This window comes from Streptomyces sp. NPDC028298 (assembly GCF_055565895.1).
In genome coordinates, this window is record NZ_JBVHTL010000002.1 from 1,037,115 (window position 1) to 1,055,934 (window position 18,820).

Here is an 18,820-nt window from a genome sequence, read left to right on the forward strand (position 1 = left end):
AAGGCATCTGGAGGGGAACCCAGAAATGAGCTACAACCAGCCGGGCCCGTACGGCGGGCAGCCCCAGCAGCCCGGACCCTACGGTCAGCCGGGCGGCCAGCCGGGCCCCTACGGCCAGCAGCCGCCCGCCCCTCAGCCCGGCTACGGCTACCCCCAGCAGGCTCCCCCCGCGCAGCCCGGCTACGGCTATCCCCAGCAGGCGCCGGGCGTGCCGCCGCAGACTCCCCCGTACGGCCAGCCGCCCGCCTACGGGCAGCAGCCTCCGTACGGCACGGTCCCGATGCCGCCCGAGCCGTCCGGCGGCAAGAAGAAGACGGCCCTGATCATCGGCGGCGTGGCCGTGGTCGCGGCCATCGCGGTGGGCGCGTACCTCGTCCTCGGCGGCAGCAGCGGCTCCGACGTGGCGGACGACGGCCCGCACAAGCTGACGACGCCCGCGTCGGTCCTCGGTGGCGAGTACAAGAAGTCCACCGACGGCAGCGACAGCAGCGGCGGCATGACCAAGGACGACCTCAAGGACGCCGAGGGCTGGGGTGTGAAGAGCCCCAAGGACGTCAACGCGGCCTACCAGTCGGGCGACAAGAGCAACCCGCTGGCGATGAAGCAGATCTCGTTCGGCGGTGTCTGGGGAACCATCGACGACCCCGAGAAGGCCGTCGACAACATGTTCGCCGACATGAAGACGAACCAGGAGAAGGAAGGCACCAAGGACGGCGAGCTCGTCGGCAGCCCGAAGGCGTACACGCCGAGCGCGCTCGACGGTGCCGTCCTCAAGTGCCAGGAGATCAAGGTCAAGAACGACTCCTCCAGCACGGGTGCCGCCGGGCCGAAGGAGTTCACGATGCCGGTGTGCATCTGGGGCGACCACAGCACGCTCGGGTTCGTGATGCCGATCGACTTCGCGAGCATGATGGCCGGCAAGGGCAGCACGCCCGAGTCCGCGGCCGAGATCGCCGCGAAGCTCCGCAAGGACGTCCGTCAGAAGATCTGACGCCGTCCGCGGAACAGGTTCGACGTGCGGGGCCCGGCCGGTCGGCCGGGCCCCGCACGGGCGTTCGCCCCGCTCCGGCCAGGGCGCCCGTACGCACGGGAGCACGCGGGACCGGGAGAGAACGCGAGCGTGAAAAGAGGGGCGCCCGGCGAACTGATCGCCGGGCGCCCCTTCGTTCCTGGGTGCTGGTGCCTACGCCGTCTTCTGTTCGCCCGGGCCGCCGCGGCGGGCGTCCCTCGGGATCAGGGTCGGGTTGACGTTGCGCAGGACCACGTCGGCGGTGATGACGACGCGGGCCACGTCCTTGCGGGACGGGACTTCGTACATCACGGCCTGGAGGACTTCCTCCATGATGGCGCGCAGGCCTCGGGCGCCGGTCTGGCGCAGGATGGCCTGGTCGGCGATGGCCTCCAGGGCCTCACGCTCGAAGTCCAGCTCCACACCGTCGAGTTCGAAGAGGCGCTGGTACTGCTTCACCAGCGCGTTGCGCGGCTCGACCAGGATCTGCAGGAGGGCCTCGCGGTCCAGGTTGTGGACCGAAGTGATGACCGGGAGACGGCCGATGAATTCGGGGATCATGCCGAACTTGACCAGGTCCTCCGGCATGACGGCCTCGAACTGGTCCTTGGACTCCAGCTCGCGCTTCGAGCGGATCGTCGCGCCGAAGCCGATGCCCTTCGCGCCGGCCCTGGACTCGATGAGCTTCTCCAGGCCCGCGAAGGCACCGCCCACGATGAACAGGACGTTCGTCGTGTCGATCTGGATGAACTCCTGGTGCGGGTGCTTGCGTCCGCCCTGCGGCGGCACCGAGGCCGTCGTGCCCTCGAGGATCTTGAGCAGGGCCTGCTGCACGCCCTCACCGGAGACGTCGCGCGTGATCGACGGGTTTTCGCTCTTACGGGCGACCTTGTCGATCTCGTCGATGTAGATGATCCCCGTCTCGGCCTTCTTGACGTCGTAGTCGGCGGCCTGGATGAGCTTCAGCAGGATGTTCTCGACGTCCTCGCCGACGTATCCCGCCTCCGTCAGCGCCGTCGCGTCGGCGATGGCGAACGGGACGTTCAGCATGCGCGCGAGCGTCTGGGCGAGGAGCGTCTTGCCGGAGCCCGTGGGGCCCAGCAGAAGGATGTTGGACTTCGCCAACTCGATGGCGTCCTCGCGGTTCTGGCCCGTGCTGTTCTCACCGGCCTGGACGCGCTTGTAGTGGTTGTAGACCGCGACGGAGAGGGCCTTCTTGGCCGACTCCTGGCCGACCACGTAGCCCTCGAGGAACTCGTAGATCTCGCGGGGCTTGGGGAGTTCCTCCCAGCGCACCTCGCTCGTCTCCGCGAGTTCTTCCTCGATGATCTCGTTGCAGAGGTCGATGCACTCGTCGCAGATGTACACACCGGGGCCTGCGATGAGCTTCTTGACCTGCTTCTGGCTCTTGCCGCAGAACGAGCACTTGAGCAGATCGCCGCCGTCACCGATGCGTGCCACGGTGTGCTTCCCCTTCGCCTGGGAGCCGCCTGGGTCCAGCGGCTCCTGGTGCTGCCTTATGTCCGACGGTACCTTGCCGAGCCCCTCGTTCGGGCCCCCCTTGGCGCGGTTCACTTTGTCGTGAACCGTGCCAAGGAGCGGCAGACGATACAGCGATACGTCACACCACCGCGGAGTTGTTCATCTTCCGGGTGGAAATGATCTGGTCGATCAGGCCGTAGGCCAACGCGTCCTCGGCCGTGAGGATCTTGTCGCGCTCGATGTCCTCGCGGATCTTCTCGATCGGCGTGGTCGAGTGCTTGGCCAGCATGTCCTCGAGCTGACCGCGCATCCGCAGGATCTCGTTCGCGGCGATCTCGAGGTCCGAGACCTGCCCGCGGCCGGTCTCGCTGTAGGGCTGGTGGATCAGCACACGGGCGTTCGGGAGCGCCATGCGCTTGCCCGGCGTACCGGCGGCCAGCAGGATCGCGGCGGCCGAGGCGGCCTGGCCCATGCAGACCGTCTGGATGTCCGGCTTGACGAACTGCATGGTGTCGTAAATGGCCGTGAGGGCCGTGAACGAGCCACCGGGGCTGTTGATGTAGACCGAGATGTCACGGTCGGGGTCCATCGACTCCAGGCACAGGAGCTGCGCCATGACGTCGTTGGCGGAGGCGTCGTCGATCTGCACGCCGAGGAAGATCACGCGCTCTTCGAACAGCTTCGCGTACGGGTCGTACTCGCGCACGCCCTGCGAGGTGCGCTCGACGAAGCGCGGGATGACGTAGCGGGACTCCGCGCGAGGACCGGTGTACTCGGCCTGCGTGCGGGCGTAGAGGCCGCTGCCGGTGAAGTCGTTCACTGTGTCTCCTGGAAAGCCTTGAAAAGGGCTGAGCGGTCGGCTGAGGGCGCGCTGGGGGCCTGACCCCACCCGAGGGCGGGAAGAGGCCCCGCGCCGCCCTCGGGGGCGCTGGAGGGGCTTACGACGCCCCGGTGCCGCCGCCGCCCGGCATCCCGGCAGCGGTGGGCACGATGTCGTCGATGAGGCCGTACTCCTTGGCCTCGATCGGGTCGAACCAGCGGTCGCGGTCCGAGTCGCGCGTGACCTGCTCCACGGTCTGACCGGTGTGGAAGGCGGTCAGCTCAGCCATCCGCTTCTTGGTGTGCAGCAGCCGCTCGGCGTGGATCTTGATGTCCGACGCGGAGCCCGCGAGACCCGCGGAGGGCTGGTGGATCAGGATCTCGGCGTTCGGCAGCGCGAAGCGCTTGCCGGGGGTGCCGGCGCTGAGGAGGAACTGGCCCATCGAAGCCGCCATGCCCATGGCGATCGTCACCACGTCGTTCTTGATGAACTGCATGGTGTCGTAGATCGCCATGCCGGCCGTGATCGATCCGCCGGGGCTGTTGATGTAGAGGTAGATGTCCTTGTCCGGGTCGGCGGCAAGGAGCAGCAGCTGCGCCGTGATCTTGTTGGCGATGTCGTCGTCGACCGCCTGGCCGAGGAAGATGATCCGCTCGCCGAGCAGTCGGTTGTAGACCTGGTCGCCGAGGCCACCACCGATGGGGTCGCCGGCAGCTGTGGGCATCAGATTCGTCACGTATCCACCTGCTCGTCTTGCGACGGCGCCGGGCCGTCTCACGTCTTCTGCAGGGCCTGGGACCCCGGGTTCCGCGCCGCCTCCCGACGGCGTCCGGAGACTCCCCTGCCCTCGTATTCATGGACCCTAACGCGCGGGTCCCTCCGGGGAATCCCGCAGAGGGAACTGTTCGCTGTGAGCGCATGCGCTGCGCGGGCTTCACCAGGGCTCCGGGCGCCCCTCGTCCACCGGCTCCGGGCGCCCCTCGTCCACCGGCTCGGGGCGTTGCCAGTCCCCCGGAAGGCCGCACCCGCCGTGAGCCCCGGGGGCGGATCGCGGCTGCGGGGGCCGTGGGGGTTGCTCGCGCAGTTCCTCGCGCCCCTGGGTCGGCCCGTGGGGCCCTCGGCGAGACGTCCCCCGGGGTTCCTGGCTTCCCGGGTAAGCGGACGGGCCCCCGGGGACGTGAAGTCCCCGGGGGCCCGTCAAGGCTTGCTGCTGAGGCTGAGGCGATCAGGCCTCGGTGGTCTCCTCGGACTCCGTGGTGGCCTCGACGGTCTCGGCCGTCTCGTCCTCCTCGTCGTCCAGGTCGACGATCTCGCCGTTGGTGTCCTTGACCGTGGAGGCCTCGACGACGACCGCGAGGGCCTTGCCGCGGGCGACCTCGCCGACGAGCATCGGGACCTGGCCACCCTCGACGACCGCCTGGGCGAACTGGTCGGGGGACATGCCGGAGGAGGCCGCGCGACGCATGAGGTGCTCGGTGAGCTCCTCCTGGTTGACGTTCAGCTTCTCCTTGTTGACGAGCTCGTCGAGGACGAACTGCGTCTTGATGCCCTTGACCGCGGCTTCCTTGGTCTCGGCGTCGAACTCTTCCTCGGTCTTGCCCTGGATCTCCAGGTACTTCGCGAGGTCGAGGCCCATCTGGCCGAGCTGGTGGTGCTCGAGGTTGTGCTTACGGGTGTTGATCTCGTCCTCGAGCAGCTTCTCGGGGACGGGCACCTCGACGAGCTCCAGCAGCTTCTCCAGGACGCGCTCCTGGGCCTGCGTGGCCTGGTCGTACTGCTTCATGTTCTCGAGGCGCTTGCGGCTGTCCGCCTTGAGCTCGTCGAGGGTGTCGAACTCGGAGGCGAGCTGCGCGAACTCGTCGTCCAGCTCGGGCAGTTCACGGGCGGCGACCTGGGTGACCTTGACGGTGACCTCGGCCTCCTTGCCCGCGGCGGAGCCGCCCTTGAGCTCGGAGGTGAAGGTGGCCTCGCCACCGGCCTCCAGGCCCTTCACGGCCTCGTCGATGCCCTCGAGCAGCTCGCCGGAGCCGATGGTGTACGAGACACCGCTCGCGACACCGTCCTCCAGGACCTCTCCGTCGACCTTGGCCTCGAGGTCCAGGGTGACGACGTCCTCGTCCTGGGCGGCGCGCTCGACCGGGGAGGTCGAGGCGAAGCGCTCACGCAGGTCCGAGACGGCCTTCTCGACGTCCTCGTCGCTGACCTCGATGGCGTCGACCTCGACCTCGATGCCGGAGTAGTCCGGGATCTCGATGGTCGGGCGGACGTCGACCTCGGCGGTGAAGTTCAGCGTCTCGCCGTCCTTCAGCTCGGTGATGTCGACCTCGGGCTGGCCGAGAACGTTCAGCTCAGCCTCGTTGACCGCTTCGGTGTAGAACTTCGGGAGCGCGTCGTTGACGGCCTCTTCGAGCACGGCGCCGCGACCGAACCGCTGGTCGATGACGCGCGCCGGGATCTTGCCCTTCCGGAACCCCTTCACCGTGACCTGCTGGTTGATCTTCTTGTACGCCGCGTCGAGGCTGTCCTTGAGCTCCTCGAAGGGCACCTCGACAGTGAGCCGAACCCGGGTCGGGTTCAGGGTCTCCACGGCGCTCTTCACGGTTCGGTCTCCTTGTGGCTGACTTCTTGGGGGGTTCTGCTGCGTGCTGTTGCCGGCCGGGCAGGGCCCTGGGCGGATTCAGCGGCCCTTGAGAGACGTAACACTGCAGACATACGGGCACGCAGCTTGCATAGTAACCGCAGGCGGTACACGCCCCAAAAGGTGATCTTGTCCGGGCGGATCCTGAGCGGCCCTGCCGGTGGTCGGGGTGGCGGGATTTGAACCCACGGCCTTCCGCTCCCAAAGCGGACGCGCTACCAAGCTGCGCCACACCCCGTCGGTGCGACACGTAGGGTACATGCCCGCAGGCAGTGCGACCGCAGCATTTCGCGAGCACCGACGCGGACGGGAACGGGGTGTGCGTTGCGGGCCGTCGACCCGCTACGATGCTTTCTGTGCCGCGGTCGCTGACCTGCGGCGCATGCTGTGCGGGCGTAGCTCAATGGTAGAGCACTAGTCTTCCAAACTAGCTACGCGGGTTCGATTCCCGTCGCCCGCTCCATATGACGTAGAGCCAGGCCGGAGGATGGATTCCCCGCCTGGCTCTCGTCGTTTCCGGGGGCTTCCGCTCTGCCGGAGTTCCGGGTCCGGTCCGTCGAAGTTTCGGGCGGACGGATGTCCGCGGACGGCGCGCGCGGTCGCCGGCGCGCGCCCGGCGTGGGCCGCGCGGCGCCTCGTCCGTGATCCGGCGGAGGACGCTTTTCGCCGCGTCCCGTTCAGAAACTGATCGAGTTGATGGTCTGCGCTATCGAGTCGAGAAACCGGTTGATGGAGGGAGCCATACCGGTCGACGCGAGGAAGAAGCCGAAGAGGACCGCGACGATGGCAGGCCCCGGCTTGATGGATCCCCCTCGGATCAACACCACGAGGATGATCGCCAACAGCAGCACCACTGACAGCGAAATGGCCACAACTGATCACACCCTACGGTCGGTCCGCTCCCGGCCCGGGAGTGCAGCCCCGCACACCCCCGCCAGAACCATCGTGCCACCAACGGGCCACTCGTATGCGACAGGTGACGCATCGTTGGCCCGGGCCCGGCTCCGGAGTGGGCCCGTGCCCCACCCGAACCACGCCGCACCGCACGGCCCGAGCCGCCCGGGAGCACGCCGGGGAGACTGCCCCGTGACGCAATTCGAAGACGCCCTGCACAGCGAATTCTCAGCAACGGTTGCCATGTCCACACATCCTGTTCGCAGGTAATTCGAATTGTTGTCACCGGCACACCGCGAACACGACGCACGGGCCACCAAAGACCCTCGAACCGGACATATGACCGGAGTCGCCCGCGGGCGTTATGCACCGCTAAGTCGGTACGAATCAGGACAGAACACTCTTCGCCGGTAAGCGAATCGATATACGGAACCACTTGCGGATCGGCAGGCACACATCTCCGAATCCGGGGTACGCGCGAGGGATAAGCAGGAATGACATCGGGCGTTTTACGAGAACGCACAGACGACGCTAGGGTGCCTCAGATGTTCCACGCCGCCACTCCCCCCGATCGCGCAGCGAGGTCCAGAAACATCCCCCTGAGTTCTTGGCGGGAGGGCCTGTGACCAACTCGCTCCGACCCCACGGCCACCACAGATCACCACTCCCCCCGGCGCAGCAGTCGGTGGACGCGGTGCCGAGCCAGCGCTCCCCCCGGGCGTCCGCGACGGCGGGCACCGCTCCGGAGACCGCGCCGGGCGCCAAGCCCGCCAAGCAGCGCGACGCCTTCTTCGACAACGCCAAGTACCTGGCGATCGTGCTCGTGGCCATGGGTCACGCGTGGGAGCCGTTGAAGGGGCAGAGCCGCGTCCTGGAAGCGCTGTACACGGTCGTGTACACCTTCCACATGCCGGCGTTCATCATCATCTCCGGCTATTTCTCGCGCAGTTTCGACATGCGCCCCGACCGGCTGAAGCGGCTGGTCACCGGCGTGGTCGTCCCGTACGTCCTGTTCGAGACGGCGTACTCGCTCTTCGACCGCTTCGCCGGCGGCGACCCGGACCAGGCGATCAGCCTGCTCGACCCCTGGTACCTCACCTGGTTCCTGGTCGCGCTGTTCATCTGGCGGCTGACCACCCCGCTGTGGAAGGTGGTCCGCTGGCCGGTCCCGGTGGCGGTGTGCCTCGCCCTGCTCGCGTCCGTCTCGCCCGAGATCGGTGACGACCTGGACCTCCAGCGGGTGCTGCAGTTCCTGCCGTTCTTCGTCCTCGGTCTGTTCATGAAGCCCGAGCACTTCCAGATGGTGCGCCGCCGCGAGGTGCGCGTCCTGTCGGTGCCGGTCTTCGCGGCGGCGCTGCTGGTGGGCTGGTGGGCGGTGCCCCGGATGAACACCGCCTGGTTCTTCCACCGTGACAGCGCGCAGGAGCTGGGTGCCCCCTGGTGGGCCGGCGTCGTCATGACGCTCGCGCTCTACGGCTGTTCGCTGGTGCTCACGGCCTGCTTCTTCGCCTGGGTGCCGCGGCGCACGTTCTGGTTCACGGCGCTGGGCGCGGGCACGCTGTACGGCTATCTGCTGCACGGTTTCGTCGTCAAGGCGTCCGAGTACTGGGGCTGGTTCGACCACGGGTGGCTGCACAAGCCGCTCGGCGAGGTGCTCGTGACGGTGTTCGCGGCCGCGCTCGTCACCGTCCTGTGCACCCGGCCGGTCCAGCGGATCTTCCGGTTCTCGATGGAGCCGAAGATGACGTGGGCGTTCAAGCCGGACCCGGCCCAGGCGGCCCGGGAGCGGGCCAAGGCCGGCGTCTAGCGGCGCGGCGGGCGATCGGCCGGACACCGGCCGGCCGAGGGCCGCGAGGCCGGTCGGCGGACGAGAGGCGCGTCAGAGGCGTACGAGAAGGGCGGGCCCGGAGCGATCCGGGCCCGCCCTTCCGCGTGTCGGCGTTCAGCCCGGCGGCAGTCCGAGCAGGGAGCGCATCGTCGCGTACTTCCTCGTGAGCCGGGCCCGGGTGAGCTCGTCGAGGACGGCGAGGCGGCCCGGGTCGGAGTTGTGGGCCAGGTCGGAGGCCTTGACCAGCAGGGCGCCCCGGGTGGTGCGGACGCGTCGGGCGTAGGACTCCGGGGCCTCGCCGTCCGCCTTGGTGAGCGCCCGCACGATGTCCTTCGTACGAGGGCTCAGCGCGGCCTCGTCCAGCCACTCCTCGGAGAGGGCGTCGTCCTCGACGGCGTCGTGCAGCCAGGCCGCCGCGATCTGGTCGTCGTCGCCGCCGCGCTCGCGGACGCCGTCCGCCACGGCCTGGAGGTGCTCGGCGTACGGCCGGCCGGCCTTGTCGGTCTGGGCCGCGTGCGCCGCGCGGGCGAGCGCTTCGACTTCGGTGAGGGTCAGGAGAGGTCGGGTCACGCGATCAGTGTCTCCTCGGTACGGGCCGCGGCTCGTGTCGCGGGGACCGCGGGGGCGGTCAGCGGACCGGGGCCAGGGCGTCGCGGCAGATGAGCAGGAGGGCCCGGTCGTCGTTGACGTCCCTGGCGACCGCCTCGATGAGGTGCCAGGCGGCGCCGTGGAAGCCGCCGGCGACATAGCGGTCGGCCTCTCCGGTGAGCCGGTCGATGCCCTCGACGATGTCCCGGTCGGCGGTCTCCACCAGGCCGTCCGTGAACAGCATGAGCACGTCCCCGGGCCGCAGCGAGCCCTTCACCGGGTCGAACTGGGCGCCGTCGTACACGCCGAGCAGGGGGCCTTCTGCGGCCTTCTCCTCCCAGCGGCCGCTGCCCGCGCTGAGCTGGAGGCCCGGCGGGTGTCCGGCGGAGAAGAGTTCGTAGTCGCCCGAGTCGAGGTCGAGCACCAGATGGATCGAGGTCGCGAAGCCCTCGTCCCAGTCCTGGCGCAGCAGATAGCCGTTCGCGGCGGGCAGGAAGGCGTGCGGCGGCAGGGAGCCGAGGAGTCCGCCGAAGGCCCCGGACAGCAGCAGGGCGCGTGACCCCGCGTCCATGCCCTTGCCGGAGACGTCCGTCAGGACGACTTCGAGGGTCCGGCCGCCGTTCGTCCGCGCGGCCACGACGAAGTCCCCGGAGAAGGACTGGCCGCCCGCCGGGCGCAGCGCCATCTCGCGGTGCCAGCCCACCGGCAGCTTCGGCAGCTTGCTCTGCACGCGGATGCGTTCGCGCAGGTCGAAGAGCATGGTGCCGCCGCGCCGCCAGGGCACGCCCACGCGGCTGCGGAACTGTGCGATCAGCAGTCCGAAGAAGCCGCAGGCCGCGACCACCAGGACCACGCCGGGCGTCACCCGGGAGGGGCCCTCGGTGTAGGGGCCGAGCTTCACGGACTCCACTATCAGCGCGGTGGCGGCGGCCGCGTACAGCCCGAGCAGGCTGGCGGGCCGCAGCAGCAGGCCGCCGGCCACGATCGGCAGGACCAGGGCGGCGGGTGAGCACCACACCGAGTTGACCAGGGTCGTGGAGGCGATCACCGGGATCATGATCAGCAGACCGGCCAGGGCGATCCAGTCGGAACCGTCCCCGCGGAAGTAGTCGACGGCGGATCTGCGCAGCCCTGTTCGGGCCCGGTGCCATTGCATCTTCAACCGGGCCGTGAACGTATCGGCTGCGGCGCGCCGCCCTCGTCCTGCTGCCATTAGTTCGGGACCCTATCCATCGGACCAGGCGCTTGGCACGGGAGGTCCTACTTGTCCCCCCTCCGAGCGCTCAACTTCACAGAGAACCGCGCCGGCGCGTGCGCGCCGGGGGCCGCCGCGGACGGGCGAAATTCCCTCGCTCGTACCGCATTGCCCTGGTAGGCATGGGCTATGACGACTGACGTTCGGGTGCTGCGGCAGGCCGACTGGGACGAATGGTACGAGAACCTGATCCGCGCGTTCGGAGGTGTGGCGGAGTCGTCCGAGGAGCGCGAGCTGTGGAACGCGCTCACAGAGTACGACCGTTCGCTGGGCGTGTGGGACGGGGAGAGCTGCGTGGGCACGGCGGGGGCCTTCTCCTTCCGTGTCACGGTGCCGGGCGGCGCCTCGGTGCCCGCGGCCGGGGTCACGATGGTGAGCGTCGCGGCCACGCACCGGCGGCGCGGGGTGCTGACCGCGATGATGCGCCGCCAGCTCGACGACGTACGGGCCAGAGGTGAGTCGCTCGCCGTCCTGGTCGCGTCGGAGCCGGTGATCTACGGGCGCTTCGGCTACGGCATCGCGACCCTGTCCGTCGGCGCGGAGATCGACACCGCCCGGGTCCGGCTGTCCGTGCCGGCCGGTACGGACGACGTACGGCTGCGCTACGCGGCGCCGGCCGAGGTGCTGGACGCGTGCGAGGCGGTGTACGCACGGCTCGTGCCGCTGCGGCCCGGGATGCTGGAGCGCCGGCCCGGCTGGGAGCGGCTCATGCTGCTCGACCCCGAGAGCGAGCGCGACGGTGCCTCGCCGCTGCAGTGCGTCGTCGCCGAGCGGGACGGCGAGGTCGTGGGGTACACGCGCTTCCGGGTCAAGCCGGGGTGGGGTCCGGCCGGACACAACGGCGCGGTGGCGATGGTGGATCTGGAGGGGCTGGACCCGGCGGTGCGGGCCGCGCTGTGGCGCTTCCTCTTCGACATCGACCTGACGTCCACGCTGCGGACCCGGGGTCGCCCCGTGGACGACGCCTGGCAGTACATGGTCTCCGACATCCGCCGCTGCCAGCTTCGGACGAAGGACTCGCTGCACGTGCGGCTCGTCGAGGTCGGCGCGGCGCTGGAGGCGCGCGCCTACCAGGCCCCGGTGGACGTGGTGTTCGAGGTCGAGGACTCCTTCTGCCCCTGGAACGAGGGGCGTTGGCGGCTCACCGGCGACACCAAGGGCGCGGTGTGCGCACGGACCGAGGACGCTCCCGATCTCGCCCTGAGCGTCCGGGAGTTGGGGGCCGCCTATCTGGGCGGTGTGTCGCTGGCCTCGCTGGCGGCGGCGGGCAGGGTGCGTGAACTGCGGCAGGGAGCGCTGACGGAGGCGTCGACGGCGTTCACGTCGACGCTCGCCCCGTGGCTGCCGCACGGGTTCTAGGCCTGTCCGACGATTCCCGTCCGCCGGGCGCCCGGCGCCCGGCGGTCGCTCAGGCCTTCTGGCAGGCCGGGCACCAGAAGAGGTTGCGGGCGGCGAGATCGGCGGTGCGGATCTCGCCGCCACAGATGTGGCAGGGCAGGTCGGCCCTGCGGTAGACGTAGACCTCGCCGCCGTGGTCGTCCACGCGGGGCGGGCGGCCCATCGCCTCGGGGGTGTGCTCCGGCCGGACGGTGTCGATGCGGTTGTTGCGGACGCCCTCGCGCATGAGGTCCACGAGGTCGGCCCAGATGGCGTCCCATTCCGTGGCGCCGAGATCCTTCCCCGCCCGGTACGGGTCGATGCCGTGCCGGAAGAGGACCTCCGCGCGGTAGACGTTGCCCACCCCCGCGATGACCTTCTGGTCCATCAGCAGCGCGGCGATCGTCGTACGGCTGCGGGAGACCCGGCGGTAGGCCGCGGCGGGATCGGCGTCCGGGCGCAGCGGGTCCGGGCCGAGGCGGTCGTGTATCGCGTGTTTCTCGTCGTCCGTGATCAGCGCGCAGGTGGTGGGGCCGCGCAGGTCGACGTACGCGGTCTCGTTCGCGAGTCGCAGGCGGACGGTGTCGGTGGGCGGCGGGGCGGGCGTGCCTCCGAAGCCGACCTTGCCGAAGAGGCCGAGATGGATGTGGATCCAGCACTCGGGGCGGAAGCCGAGGAAGAGGTGCTTGCCGTGGGCCTGCGTCTCGGTCAGGACCGATCCGTCGAGGAGGGCCGCCGCGTCACCGAACCTGCCCTGGGGGCTGGTGACGCGGACGCCGCGGCCACCGAACGCGGCGAGGTAGTCCTCCGCGAGCCGGTGAATGGTGTGCCCCTCGGGCACCGTTCCTCCTGCTGTCTGTCTCGTCCGGCGGACGGCGGCCCGGGCTCCGGCGGTTCGCCGTCACCCGGATCCGCGGCACGCGGCCCGTCGGTGTTACGCCTGCGGCTGCTGCGGGTGGTGGGCCGGGATCGGCGGGAGTTCCCGGGTCTTCTCGTAGTCCGCGAGCATCTCGATGCGCCTCACGTGGCGCTCCTCGCCGGTGAAGGGCGTGCCGAGGAAGGTCTCGACGAACTTCGTCGCCTCTTCCTGGGAGTGCATCCGGGCGCCGACGGAGATGACGTTCGCGTTGTTGTGCTCGCGGCCGAGCGCGGCGGTCTCCTCGCTCCAGGCGAGGACGGCCCGTACGCCGGCGACCTTGTTCGCGGCGATCTGCTCGCCGTTGCCGGAGCCGCCGATGACGACGCCGAGGGCGTCCGGGTCGGCCACCGTGCGCTCCGCCGCGCGGAGGCAGAACGGCGGGTAGTCGTCCTGGGCGTCGTAGATGTGGGGCCCGCAGTCGACGGGCTCGTGGCCGGCGGCCTTGAGCCACTCGACGAGGTGGTTCTTCAGTTCGAGACCGGCATGGTCGGATCCGAGATACACGCGCATGGTCCGAGTGTGACACGGCCGTTTCGGGGCAGTCGCGCCGGGTCCCACCACGCAAAACTGTGACCCAGCCTACAGAACCTCAAGGAAACCTCAAGTAACGATCTGGATTCAAAGGTTCACGAATCGGATCGCCTCCGTTTCACTGGACCAACTTGTACGCCGGTCCTCACAACGGACCGGTGCGCGCCCCGTACACCGCTCGTACGGATCGCGCGCTCTGTACGGGAATCTGCTCATCCGGCGCAAAGGAACCCACCTCATGACCTCGCAGCCGACCCCCACGAAGGCCGCACAGGCCTCCGGAGGCCCCGGAGAACCCGGTGGCGGCCTCCAGGCCGGACTCAAGAACCGCCATCTGTCGATGATCGCCATCGGCGGTGTCATCGGCGCCGGGCTCTTCGTCGGCTCCAAGGCCGGCATCGCCACGACGGGCCCCGGCATCCTCCTGTCGTACGCCCTCGTCGGCACGCTCGTGGTGCTGGTGATGCGGATGCTCGGCGAGATGTCCGCCGCCAACCCGACCTCGGGCTCGTTCTCCGCGCACGCCGACCGCGCGCTGGGCCGCTGGGCCGGCTTCTCCATCGGCTGGCTCTACTGGTTCTTCTGGGTCGTGGTGCTGGCCGTGGAGGCCACCGCGGGCGCCGACATCCTCGAGGGCTGGATCCCCGCCGTACCGCAGTGGGGCTGGGCGCTCATCGTGATGGTGGTGCTGACGGCCACCAACCTGGTCTCCGTCGGCTCGTACGGCGAGTTCGAGTTCTGGTTCGCCGGGATCAAGGTCGTGGCGATCGGCGCGTTCATCGTCGTCGGCGGCCTGGCCATCTTCGGGGTGCTGCCCGGCGTCGACGCCGAGAAGGCGGGACTGGGCAATCTGACCGACCACGGCGGATTCCTGCCGCACGGACCCGGCGCGGTCCTCACCGGTGTGCTCCTGGTCGTCTTCTCCTTCATGGGCAGCGAGATCGCGACGCTCGCCGCCGGCGAGTCCGAGGACCCGCAGCGCGCCGTCACCAAGTCGACGAACAGCATCATCTGGCGTATCGCCGTCTTCTACCTGGGCTCGATCCTCGTCGTCATCACCCTGCTGCCGTGGAACGACCCGTCCATCGAGAAGAACGGCTCGTACGTCGCCGCCCTCGACTCCCTCGGCATCGCGCACGCCGGTCAGATCATGAACTTCATCGTGCTGACGTCCGTGCTGTCCTGCCTCAACTCGGGCCTGTACACCGCCTCCCGCATGGCCTTCTCGCTCGGTGAGCGCGGGGACGCGCCGAAGATGTTCGCCAGGACCACCCGGCGCGGTGTGCCGATGGCCGCCATCGTCGTCTCGGTCGTGTTCGGCTTCGTCGCCGTCTTCTTCAACTACAAGTTCCCGGACTCGGTCTTCCTCTTCCTGGTCAACTCCTCCGGCGCGGTGGCCCTGTTCGTGTGGCTGGTCATCTGCTTCTCGCAGCTCCGGATGCGGAAGATCATCCAGCGCGAGGCGCCGGAGAAGCTCGTCGTGAAGATGTGGCTCTACCCGTACCTGACCTGGGCGACCGCCGCGATGATCGTCTTCGTGCTCGGCTACATGCTGACCGACACCGAACACGACGGCCGGGAGACCGTGCTGCTGTCGCTGATGGTCGCGGCGATCGTGCTGGTCATCGCCCTCGTCCGGCAGAAGGCCGGCGCGGGTTCCCGTTCTTCCGCGCGGGTCGAGAGCGACGCGCCGGAGAAGACCCGGGCCGAGGTCGGCGCCTGACCCGCCCCCGAAGCCCGAGTGAGGAGGGGCCCGCGGCACACCGCCGCGGGCCCCTCCCTGTTCACAGCACGGTGAAGCCGTCGTTCACAGCACGGTGAAGCCGTCCCTGACCCGGTCGTAGACCTCGATCGCGCGGCCCTCGACGTCCTCGTGGTACCAGGTGTTGATCTGGTACGACTTCCCGTCGGTGTCGAAGCCGAGCAGCCGCGCGTGCCAGCTCACGCCCCGGAGCGTGAAGGTGTACTCCCAGACGACCGCGGTCCGGCCGCGGAACATCGTCTGCTCCAGCCGGATCTTCCGGTAGTCCTGCCCCTGGTGGGCGTTCCGCTCGGAGGTCGTCCAGGTGTCCAGCAGATTCCCCCTGGCGATGGACGACTTGGCCGCCAGTTCCTGGGTGCCGTCGGGCGAGGTGTAGTGCACCTCGGAGCCGGTCTGCGGATCGCGCCGCCAGCCCTTGGGGGGCACCCAGGCGTAGCCCCCGGCCTCCCGGCGCGCTCCCGCGGGCAGGGTGGGCGGACGCGAGGTGCCCTCGACGGTGGGCGCCGGGGACGAGGGGCCTTCGGCGGCGGAGGCGGTCGACGCGGACGGGTGCGTGGCGGCGCCCGCGCCGCCGCTCGATCCGCCGGTCAGGGCCACGACGGCCCAGGCGACGGCTCCCGCCGCGACGATCCCGGCGGCGGCGAACGCGCCGCGCCGCCGGGCAACGGACCGGCTCCGGCCCCGGTCCTGGCCCCGGCTCCCGCTCTCACCCCGGCTCGGGTCGGAACGCCGGCGTCCGTCGCCCGGGGGGCCGGACGGCACGGCGGGCTCCGGGAGTTCGTGCGGCTCCGGCACCACGGGCACGCGCACCGTGGGCCGCCGGGAGGGAACTCCGGAGCCGGGTTCCGTACGCGGTCCGGAAGCGGCTTCGGTGGAGGCACTGGCCACCCCCGAGAGCCCCGGCCCCTGGACGGCGGCTGCGGCCTCGGGGTCCGGGGCGGGCGCGGGTTGCGGGGCGGGGACGGGTTGCGGGGCGGGTGCGGGTCGTGGGGCGAGGTCGAGTTGCGGGGCGGGGCCGGGTCGCGAGGCGGGGTCGGGTCGCCGGGCGAGGTCGGGTCGTGGTGCGACGTCGGGTTGCGGGGCGGGGTCGGGGCCGGGTCGTGGGGCGGGTGCGGGTCGTGGGGCGGGGCCGGGTCGTGGGGCGGGGGTGAGGTCCGCGAGTGCTGTCTCCAGTTCCTCCAGACCGGGGCGCGCGGTCGGGTCCTTCTCCAGGAGGGCGGCCAGGATCTCCCGTAACTCCCCCACTTCCGCGGGGAGTTCGGGCTCCTCGTAGAGAACGGCGTGCAGGGTCGCGAGGGTGGTGGACCGGGAGAACGGGGAGCGGCCGCCGAGGGCCGCGCAGAGCGTGGCGCCCAGCGACCACACGTCGGAGGGCGGGCCCTGCGGGCGGCCGGAGACCCGCTCGGGCGCCATGTAGTCGGGGGAACCGACCAGCATGCCGACCATGGTGAGGGCCTCGGCGTCCTGGAGCGCGGCGATGCCGAAGTCGGTGAGGACGACGCGGTTCCGCCCGGCGCTCTCGACCAGGACGTTGCCCGGCTTGATGTCGCGGTGCAGCACTCCCTGGGCGTGCACCTGCCGCAGCGCCCCGACCAGTTCGAGACCGACGCGGGCCGCCTCGCGCGCCTCCAGCGGTCCGCCCTCGGCCACGATCCGTTCCAGCGAACGGCCGGCGACGAGTTCCATGACGATCCACAGCCGCTCGCCCGCGTCCACGACGTCGTAGACGCGCACGACGCCGGGATGGTCGATCCGGGCCGTCGCCCTCGCCTCGCGCAGGGTGCGCTCCCGGCGGGTCCTGGTGCCCTCGGGATCGAGTCCGTCGATGCGCATTTCCTTGACCGCGACCTGCCGGTCGAGCATTTCGTCGGCGGCTCGCCACACCCGCCCCATTCCCCCCTGACCAATACTCTCGACCAGCCGATAACGTCCGGTCACCAATAATCCCGGAACACCACCCTGTGCGTTCGCCGACATTTCCTGCACCCCCCTCAACATCAGCCACGACCGCCCGTGACGACGGAACCACAAGGGTCACACTTCGGGCCGTACCAGCATAGTGCGGAGAAATCTTGTGGTACCTCTTCAAGTACTGCGAATTCAGGCGTGGCCAAGGGGGGCGAACATGAGTTCTCGTCGGACGACCATCATGACGGGATCCCTGCTCACAGCATGTTTCTCGACCATGATGATCCTTTCCTGGGCCGCTGTCGCGGACGACGGCGGACCGGGGAGCGGCAAGGGCGGAAAGGCGGTGGACGAGGCGCCGGCGGGTGTGCGGGTGACCACGCTGCTGCCGGAGAAGATCTCGGTCGACAACAGTACTCAAAAGACGGCCATTTCCGCCACGGTGAAGAACGGGGGGACCAAGGAGAGCGGCGATATCAGGCTGCTGGTCGTCGGATTCGACGGCCTGAAGGTCAAGAACGTCGAAGGCTGCACCGCCATGGCGGAAAAGAATCTGCCGAAGGGGTCGAACAGCGGTTTCATCTGTTCCACCGGGAATATCGCGGCGGGTGAATCGAAAACGTACGACGTCGAGGCCACGTTCGATGTGAGCCGGACCGGCAAGATCTGCCTTCCGGTCCAGACGGGCGACGGGAAGAAGACGTACTGGCAGCAGGGCCCGGTCCCGTTCGGTACGACGAATCCGTCCCCGAACGCCCCGGCGACCCCGCTGCTGCTGGGCACCGACAACAAACCTGTGGCACCGGGCGGCGACCGACTGCCGAAGACGGGACCCGGAGAAGAGGTCGTGCCGCTCGGTCTGGCGGGCGCGGCCCTGATGTCGGCCGGAGCGGCGGGGCTGTGGTGGGCCGCCCGCAGGCCGCGGCGGGAGCACTGAGCGCCGGGCACACCGGCGGCCGGGAACGCGCGGAGGCCCGCCGGGTCGGAAACCGACCGGGCGGGCCTCGACGTCATCGCCTCACCGGCGCGGGCGTCACTTCTTGTCGACGAGCTTCCACGCCGTGGGCAGGATGCCCATCGCCAGGGCGGCCTTGAGAGCGTCGCCGATCAGGAACGGGGTGAGGCCCGCCGCGACGGCCGCGCTCGCCGACATGCCGGTGGCCAGGGCCAGGTAGGGCACGCCGATCGCGTAGATGATCGCCTCGCCGAGCAGCATCGTGCCCGCCATGCGCAGCACGGAGCGGTCGGCGCCGCGGCGGGCGAGGGCGCCCACGACGGTCGACGCGAGCAGCATGCCGAGGATGTAGCCGAAGGACGGGGCCGAGGCGCCGGAGCCGCCCTGCGCGAACCACGGAACGCCGGCCATGCCCACGAGCGCGTACACCGCGAGCGACAGGAAGCCGCGGCGGGCGCCGAGCGCGGTGCCGACGAGCAGCGCGGCGAAGGTCTGGCCGGTCACCGGCACCGGGGAACCCGGGACGGGCAGCGAGATCTGCGCGGCGAGACCGGTGAGCGCGGCACCTCCGAGCACGAGGGCGGCGTCACGGACGCGGGAGGCCGGGAGAAGGTCGGCGAGGACCTCGCCCGGGCGGGAGGGCGTGGCGACAGCGGTGCTCATGAGGACTCCGGCGAACAGGGGTTGCCCCCTCGGCCCATGGAGGGCCTGGGGGAAGGACAGGTCGGAACACGGCGACGCTATCCCAGGGGTGCACGGGTGATCACCGTCAGCGCTCGACAAAGCGCGGATCAACGGCTTGGTGGGCTCCTTACAAAGAGTGCCTGGTACACCTGCCCGAAGGTGATGCTGGT

16 protein-coding genes and 2 tRNA genes are annotated in these 18,820 nt (G+C 69.9%); 6 read left to right on the forward strand and 12 right to left on the reverse strand.

Going from position 1 to position 18,820, the window contains the following annotated elements; genetic code table 11:
- Positions 1 to 25: 25 nt before the first annotated feature.
- Positions 26 to 991, forward strand: a complete 966-nt coding sequence (locus ACZ4TO_RS13075; RefSeq protein WP_382782556.1) for a hypothetical protein — start codon at positions 26 to 28, stop codon at positions 989 to 991.
- A gap of 192 nt (positions 992 to 1,183) precedes the next feature.
- Here the strand turns inward: ACZ4TO_RS13075 and clpX are convergent, their stop codons facing one another.
- From clpX to ACZ4TO_RS13100, 5 genes are all read right to left on the reverse strand, one after another.
- Positions 1,184 to 2,470 (reverse strand): ATP-dependent Clp protease ATP-binding subunit ClpX, encoded by a 1,287-nt coding sequence (gene clpX, locus ACZ4TO_RS13080; RefSeq protein ID WP_151471405.1) that lies wholly within the window; start codon positions 2,468 to 2,470, stop codon positions 1,184 to 1,186.
- Between the two features lie 160 nt (positions 2,471 to 2,630).
- Positions 2,631 to 3,311 (reverse strand): ATP-dependent Clp protease proteolytic subunit, encoded by a 681-nt coding sequence (locus tag ACZ4TO_RS13085; protein WP_382782559.1) that lies wholly within the window; start codon positions 3,309 to 3,311, stop codon positions 2,631 to 2,633.
- A gap of 118 nt (positions 3,312 to 3,429) precedes the next feature.
- Positions 3,430 to 4,035: an ATP-dependent Clp protease proteolytic subunit gene (locus ACZ4TO_RS13090; RefSeq protein ID WP_037618823.1), complete on the reverse strand. Its 606-nt coding sequence runs from the start codon at positions 4,033 to 4,035 to the stop codon at positions 3,430 to 3,432.
- Between the two features lie 501 nt (positions 4,036 to 4,536).
- The gene (gene tig, locus ACZ4TO_RS13095) at positions 4,537 to 5,910 is read right to left on the reverse strand and encodes a trigger factor (RefSeq protein ID WP_382782562.1); all 1,374 of its coding nucleotides are present in this window, start codon (positions 5,908 to 5,910) and stop codon (positions 4,537 to 4,539) included.
- A 200-nt stretch (positions 5,911 to 6,110) separates the two neighbouring features.
- Positions 6,111 to 6,187: transfer RNA gene (locus ACZ4TO_RS13100), tRNA-Pro, on the reverse strand.
- 151 nt (positions 6,188 to 6,338) lie between these two features.
- Between ACZ4TO_RS13100 and ACZ4TO_RS13105 the strand changes: the two genes are divergently transcribed.
- Positions 6,339 to 6,412, forward strand: a tRNA-Gly gene (locus ACZ4TO_RS13105).
- 214 nt (positions 6,413 to 6,626) lie between these two features.
- On the opposite strand, the gene ACZ4TO_RS13110 is transcribed toward ACZ4TO_RS13105, so the two are convergent.
- Positions 6,627 to 6,821, reverse strand: coding sequence for a hypothetical protein (locus ACZ4TO_RS13110; RefSeq protein ID WP_103551386.1), 195 nt, complete (start codon positions 6,819 to 6,821; stop codon positions 6,627 to 6,629).
- Positions 6,822 to 7,465: 644 nt separating this feature from the next.
- Here ACZ4TO_RS13110 and ACZ4TO_RS13115 point away from each other — a divergent pair.
- Positions 7,466 to 8,650: an acyltransferase family protein gene (locus ACZ4TO_RS13115; RefSeq protein WP_382782566.1), complete on the forward strand. Its 1,185-nt coding sequence runs from the start codon at positions 7,466 to 7,468 to the stop codon at positions 8,648 to 8,650.
- A 135-nt stretch (positions 8,651 to 8,785) separates the two neighbouring features.
- On the opposite strand, the gene ACZ4TO_RS13120 is transcribed toward ACZ4TO_RS13115, so the two are convergent.
- Positions 8,786 to 9,241: an HD domain-containing protein gene (locus ACZ4TO_RS13120; RefSeq protein ID WP_385045146.1), complete on the reverse strand. Its 456-nt coding sequence runs from the start codon at positions 9,239 to 9,241 to the stop codon at positions 8,786 to 8,788.
- 58 nt (positions 9,242 to 9,299) lie between these two features.
- Positions 9,300 to 10,472: a PP2C family protein-serine/threonine phosphatase gene (locus tag ACZ4TO_RS13125; RefSeq protein ID WP_382782569.1), complete on the reverse strand. Its 1,173-nt coding sequence runs from the start codon at positions 10,470 to 10,472 to the stop codon at positions 9,300 to 9,302.
- Between the two features lie 171 nt (positions 10,473 to 10,643).
- On the opposite strand from ACZ4TO_RS13125, the gene ACZ4TO_RS13130 reads away from it, so the two are divergent.
- Positions 10,644 to 11,873 carry a GNAT family N-acetyltransferase gene (locus ACZ4TO_RS13130; protein ID WP_468024176.1) on the forward strand — a complete coding sequence of 410 codons (1,230 nt, stop codon included), beginning with the start codon at positions 10,644 to 10,646 and terminating at the stop codon, positions 11,871 to 11,873.
- Positions 11,874 to 11,922: 49 nt separating this feature from the next.
- Here the strand turns inward: ACZ4TO_RS13130 and ACZ4TO_RS13135 are convergent, their stop codons facing one another.
- Positions 11,923 to 12,732, reverse strand: a complete 810-nt coding sequence (locus tag ACZ4TO_RS13135; RefSeq protein ID WP_468024177.1) for an Fpg/Nei family DNA glycosylase — start codon at positions 12,730 to 12,732, stop codon at positions 11,923 to 11,925.
- Between the two features lie 93 nt (positions 12,733 to 12,825).
- A complete protein-coding gene (locus ACZ4TO_RS13140; protein ID WP_382782576.1) occupies positions 12,826 to 13,320 on the reverse strand; it encodes a ribose-5-phosphate isomerase in 495 nt (164 codons plus the stop codon).
- Positions 13,321 to 13,579: 259 nt separating this feature from the next.
- On the opposite strand from ACZ4TO_RS13140, the gene ACZ4TO_RS13145 reads away from it, so the two are divergent.
- Positions 13,580 to 15,064, forward strand: coding sequence for an amino acid permease (locus ACZ4TO_RS13145; RefSeq protein WP_385045140.1), 1,485 nt, complete (start codon positions 13,580 to 13,582; stop codon positions 15,062 to 15,064).
- 84 nt (positions 15,065 to 15,148) lie between these two features.
- On the opposite strand, the gene ACZ4TO_RS13150 is transcribed toward ACZ4TO_RS13145, so the two are convergent.
- Positions 15,149 to 17,041 carry a serine/threonine-protein kinase gene (locus tag ACZ4TO_RS13150; RefSeq protein ID WP_468024178.1) on the reverse strand — a complete coding sequence of 631 codons (1,893 nt, stop codon included), beginning with the start codon at positions 17,039 to 17,041 and terminating at the stop codon, positions 15,149 to 15,151.
- A 187-nt stretch (positions 17,042 to 17,228) separates the two neighbouring features.
- Between ACZ4TO_RS13150 and ACZ4TO_RS13155 the strand changes: the two genes are divergently transcribed.
- Positions 17,229 to 17,948, forward strand: a complete 720-nt coding sequence (locus ACZ4TO_RS13155; protein ID WP_468024179.1) for an LPXTG cell wall anchor domain-containing protein — start codon at positions 17,229 to 17,231, stop codon at positions 17,946 to 17,948.
- A 96-nt stretch (positions 17,949 to 18,044) separates the two neighbouring features.
- Here the strand turns inward: ACZ4TO_RS13155 and ACZ4TO_RS13160 are convergent, their stop codons facing one another.
- Positions 18,045 to 18,629, reverse strand: a complete 585-nt coding sequence (locus ACZ4TO_RS13160; RefSeq protein WP_382782584.1) for a biotin transporter BioY — start codon at positions 18,627 to 18,629, stop codon at positions 18,045 to 18,047.
- Positions 18,630 to 18,820 lie beyond the last annotated feature (191 nt).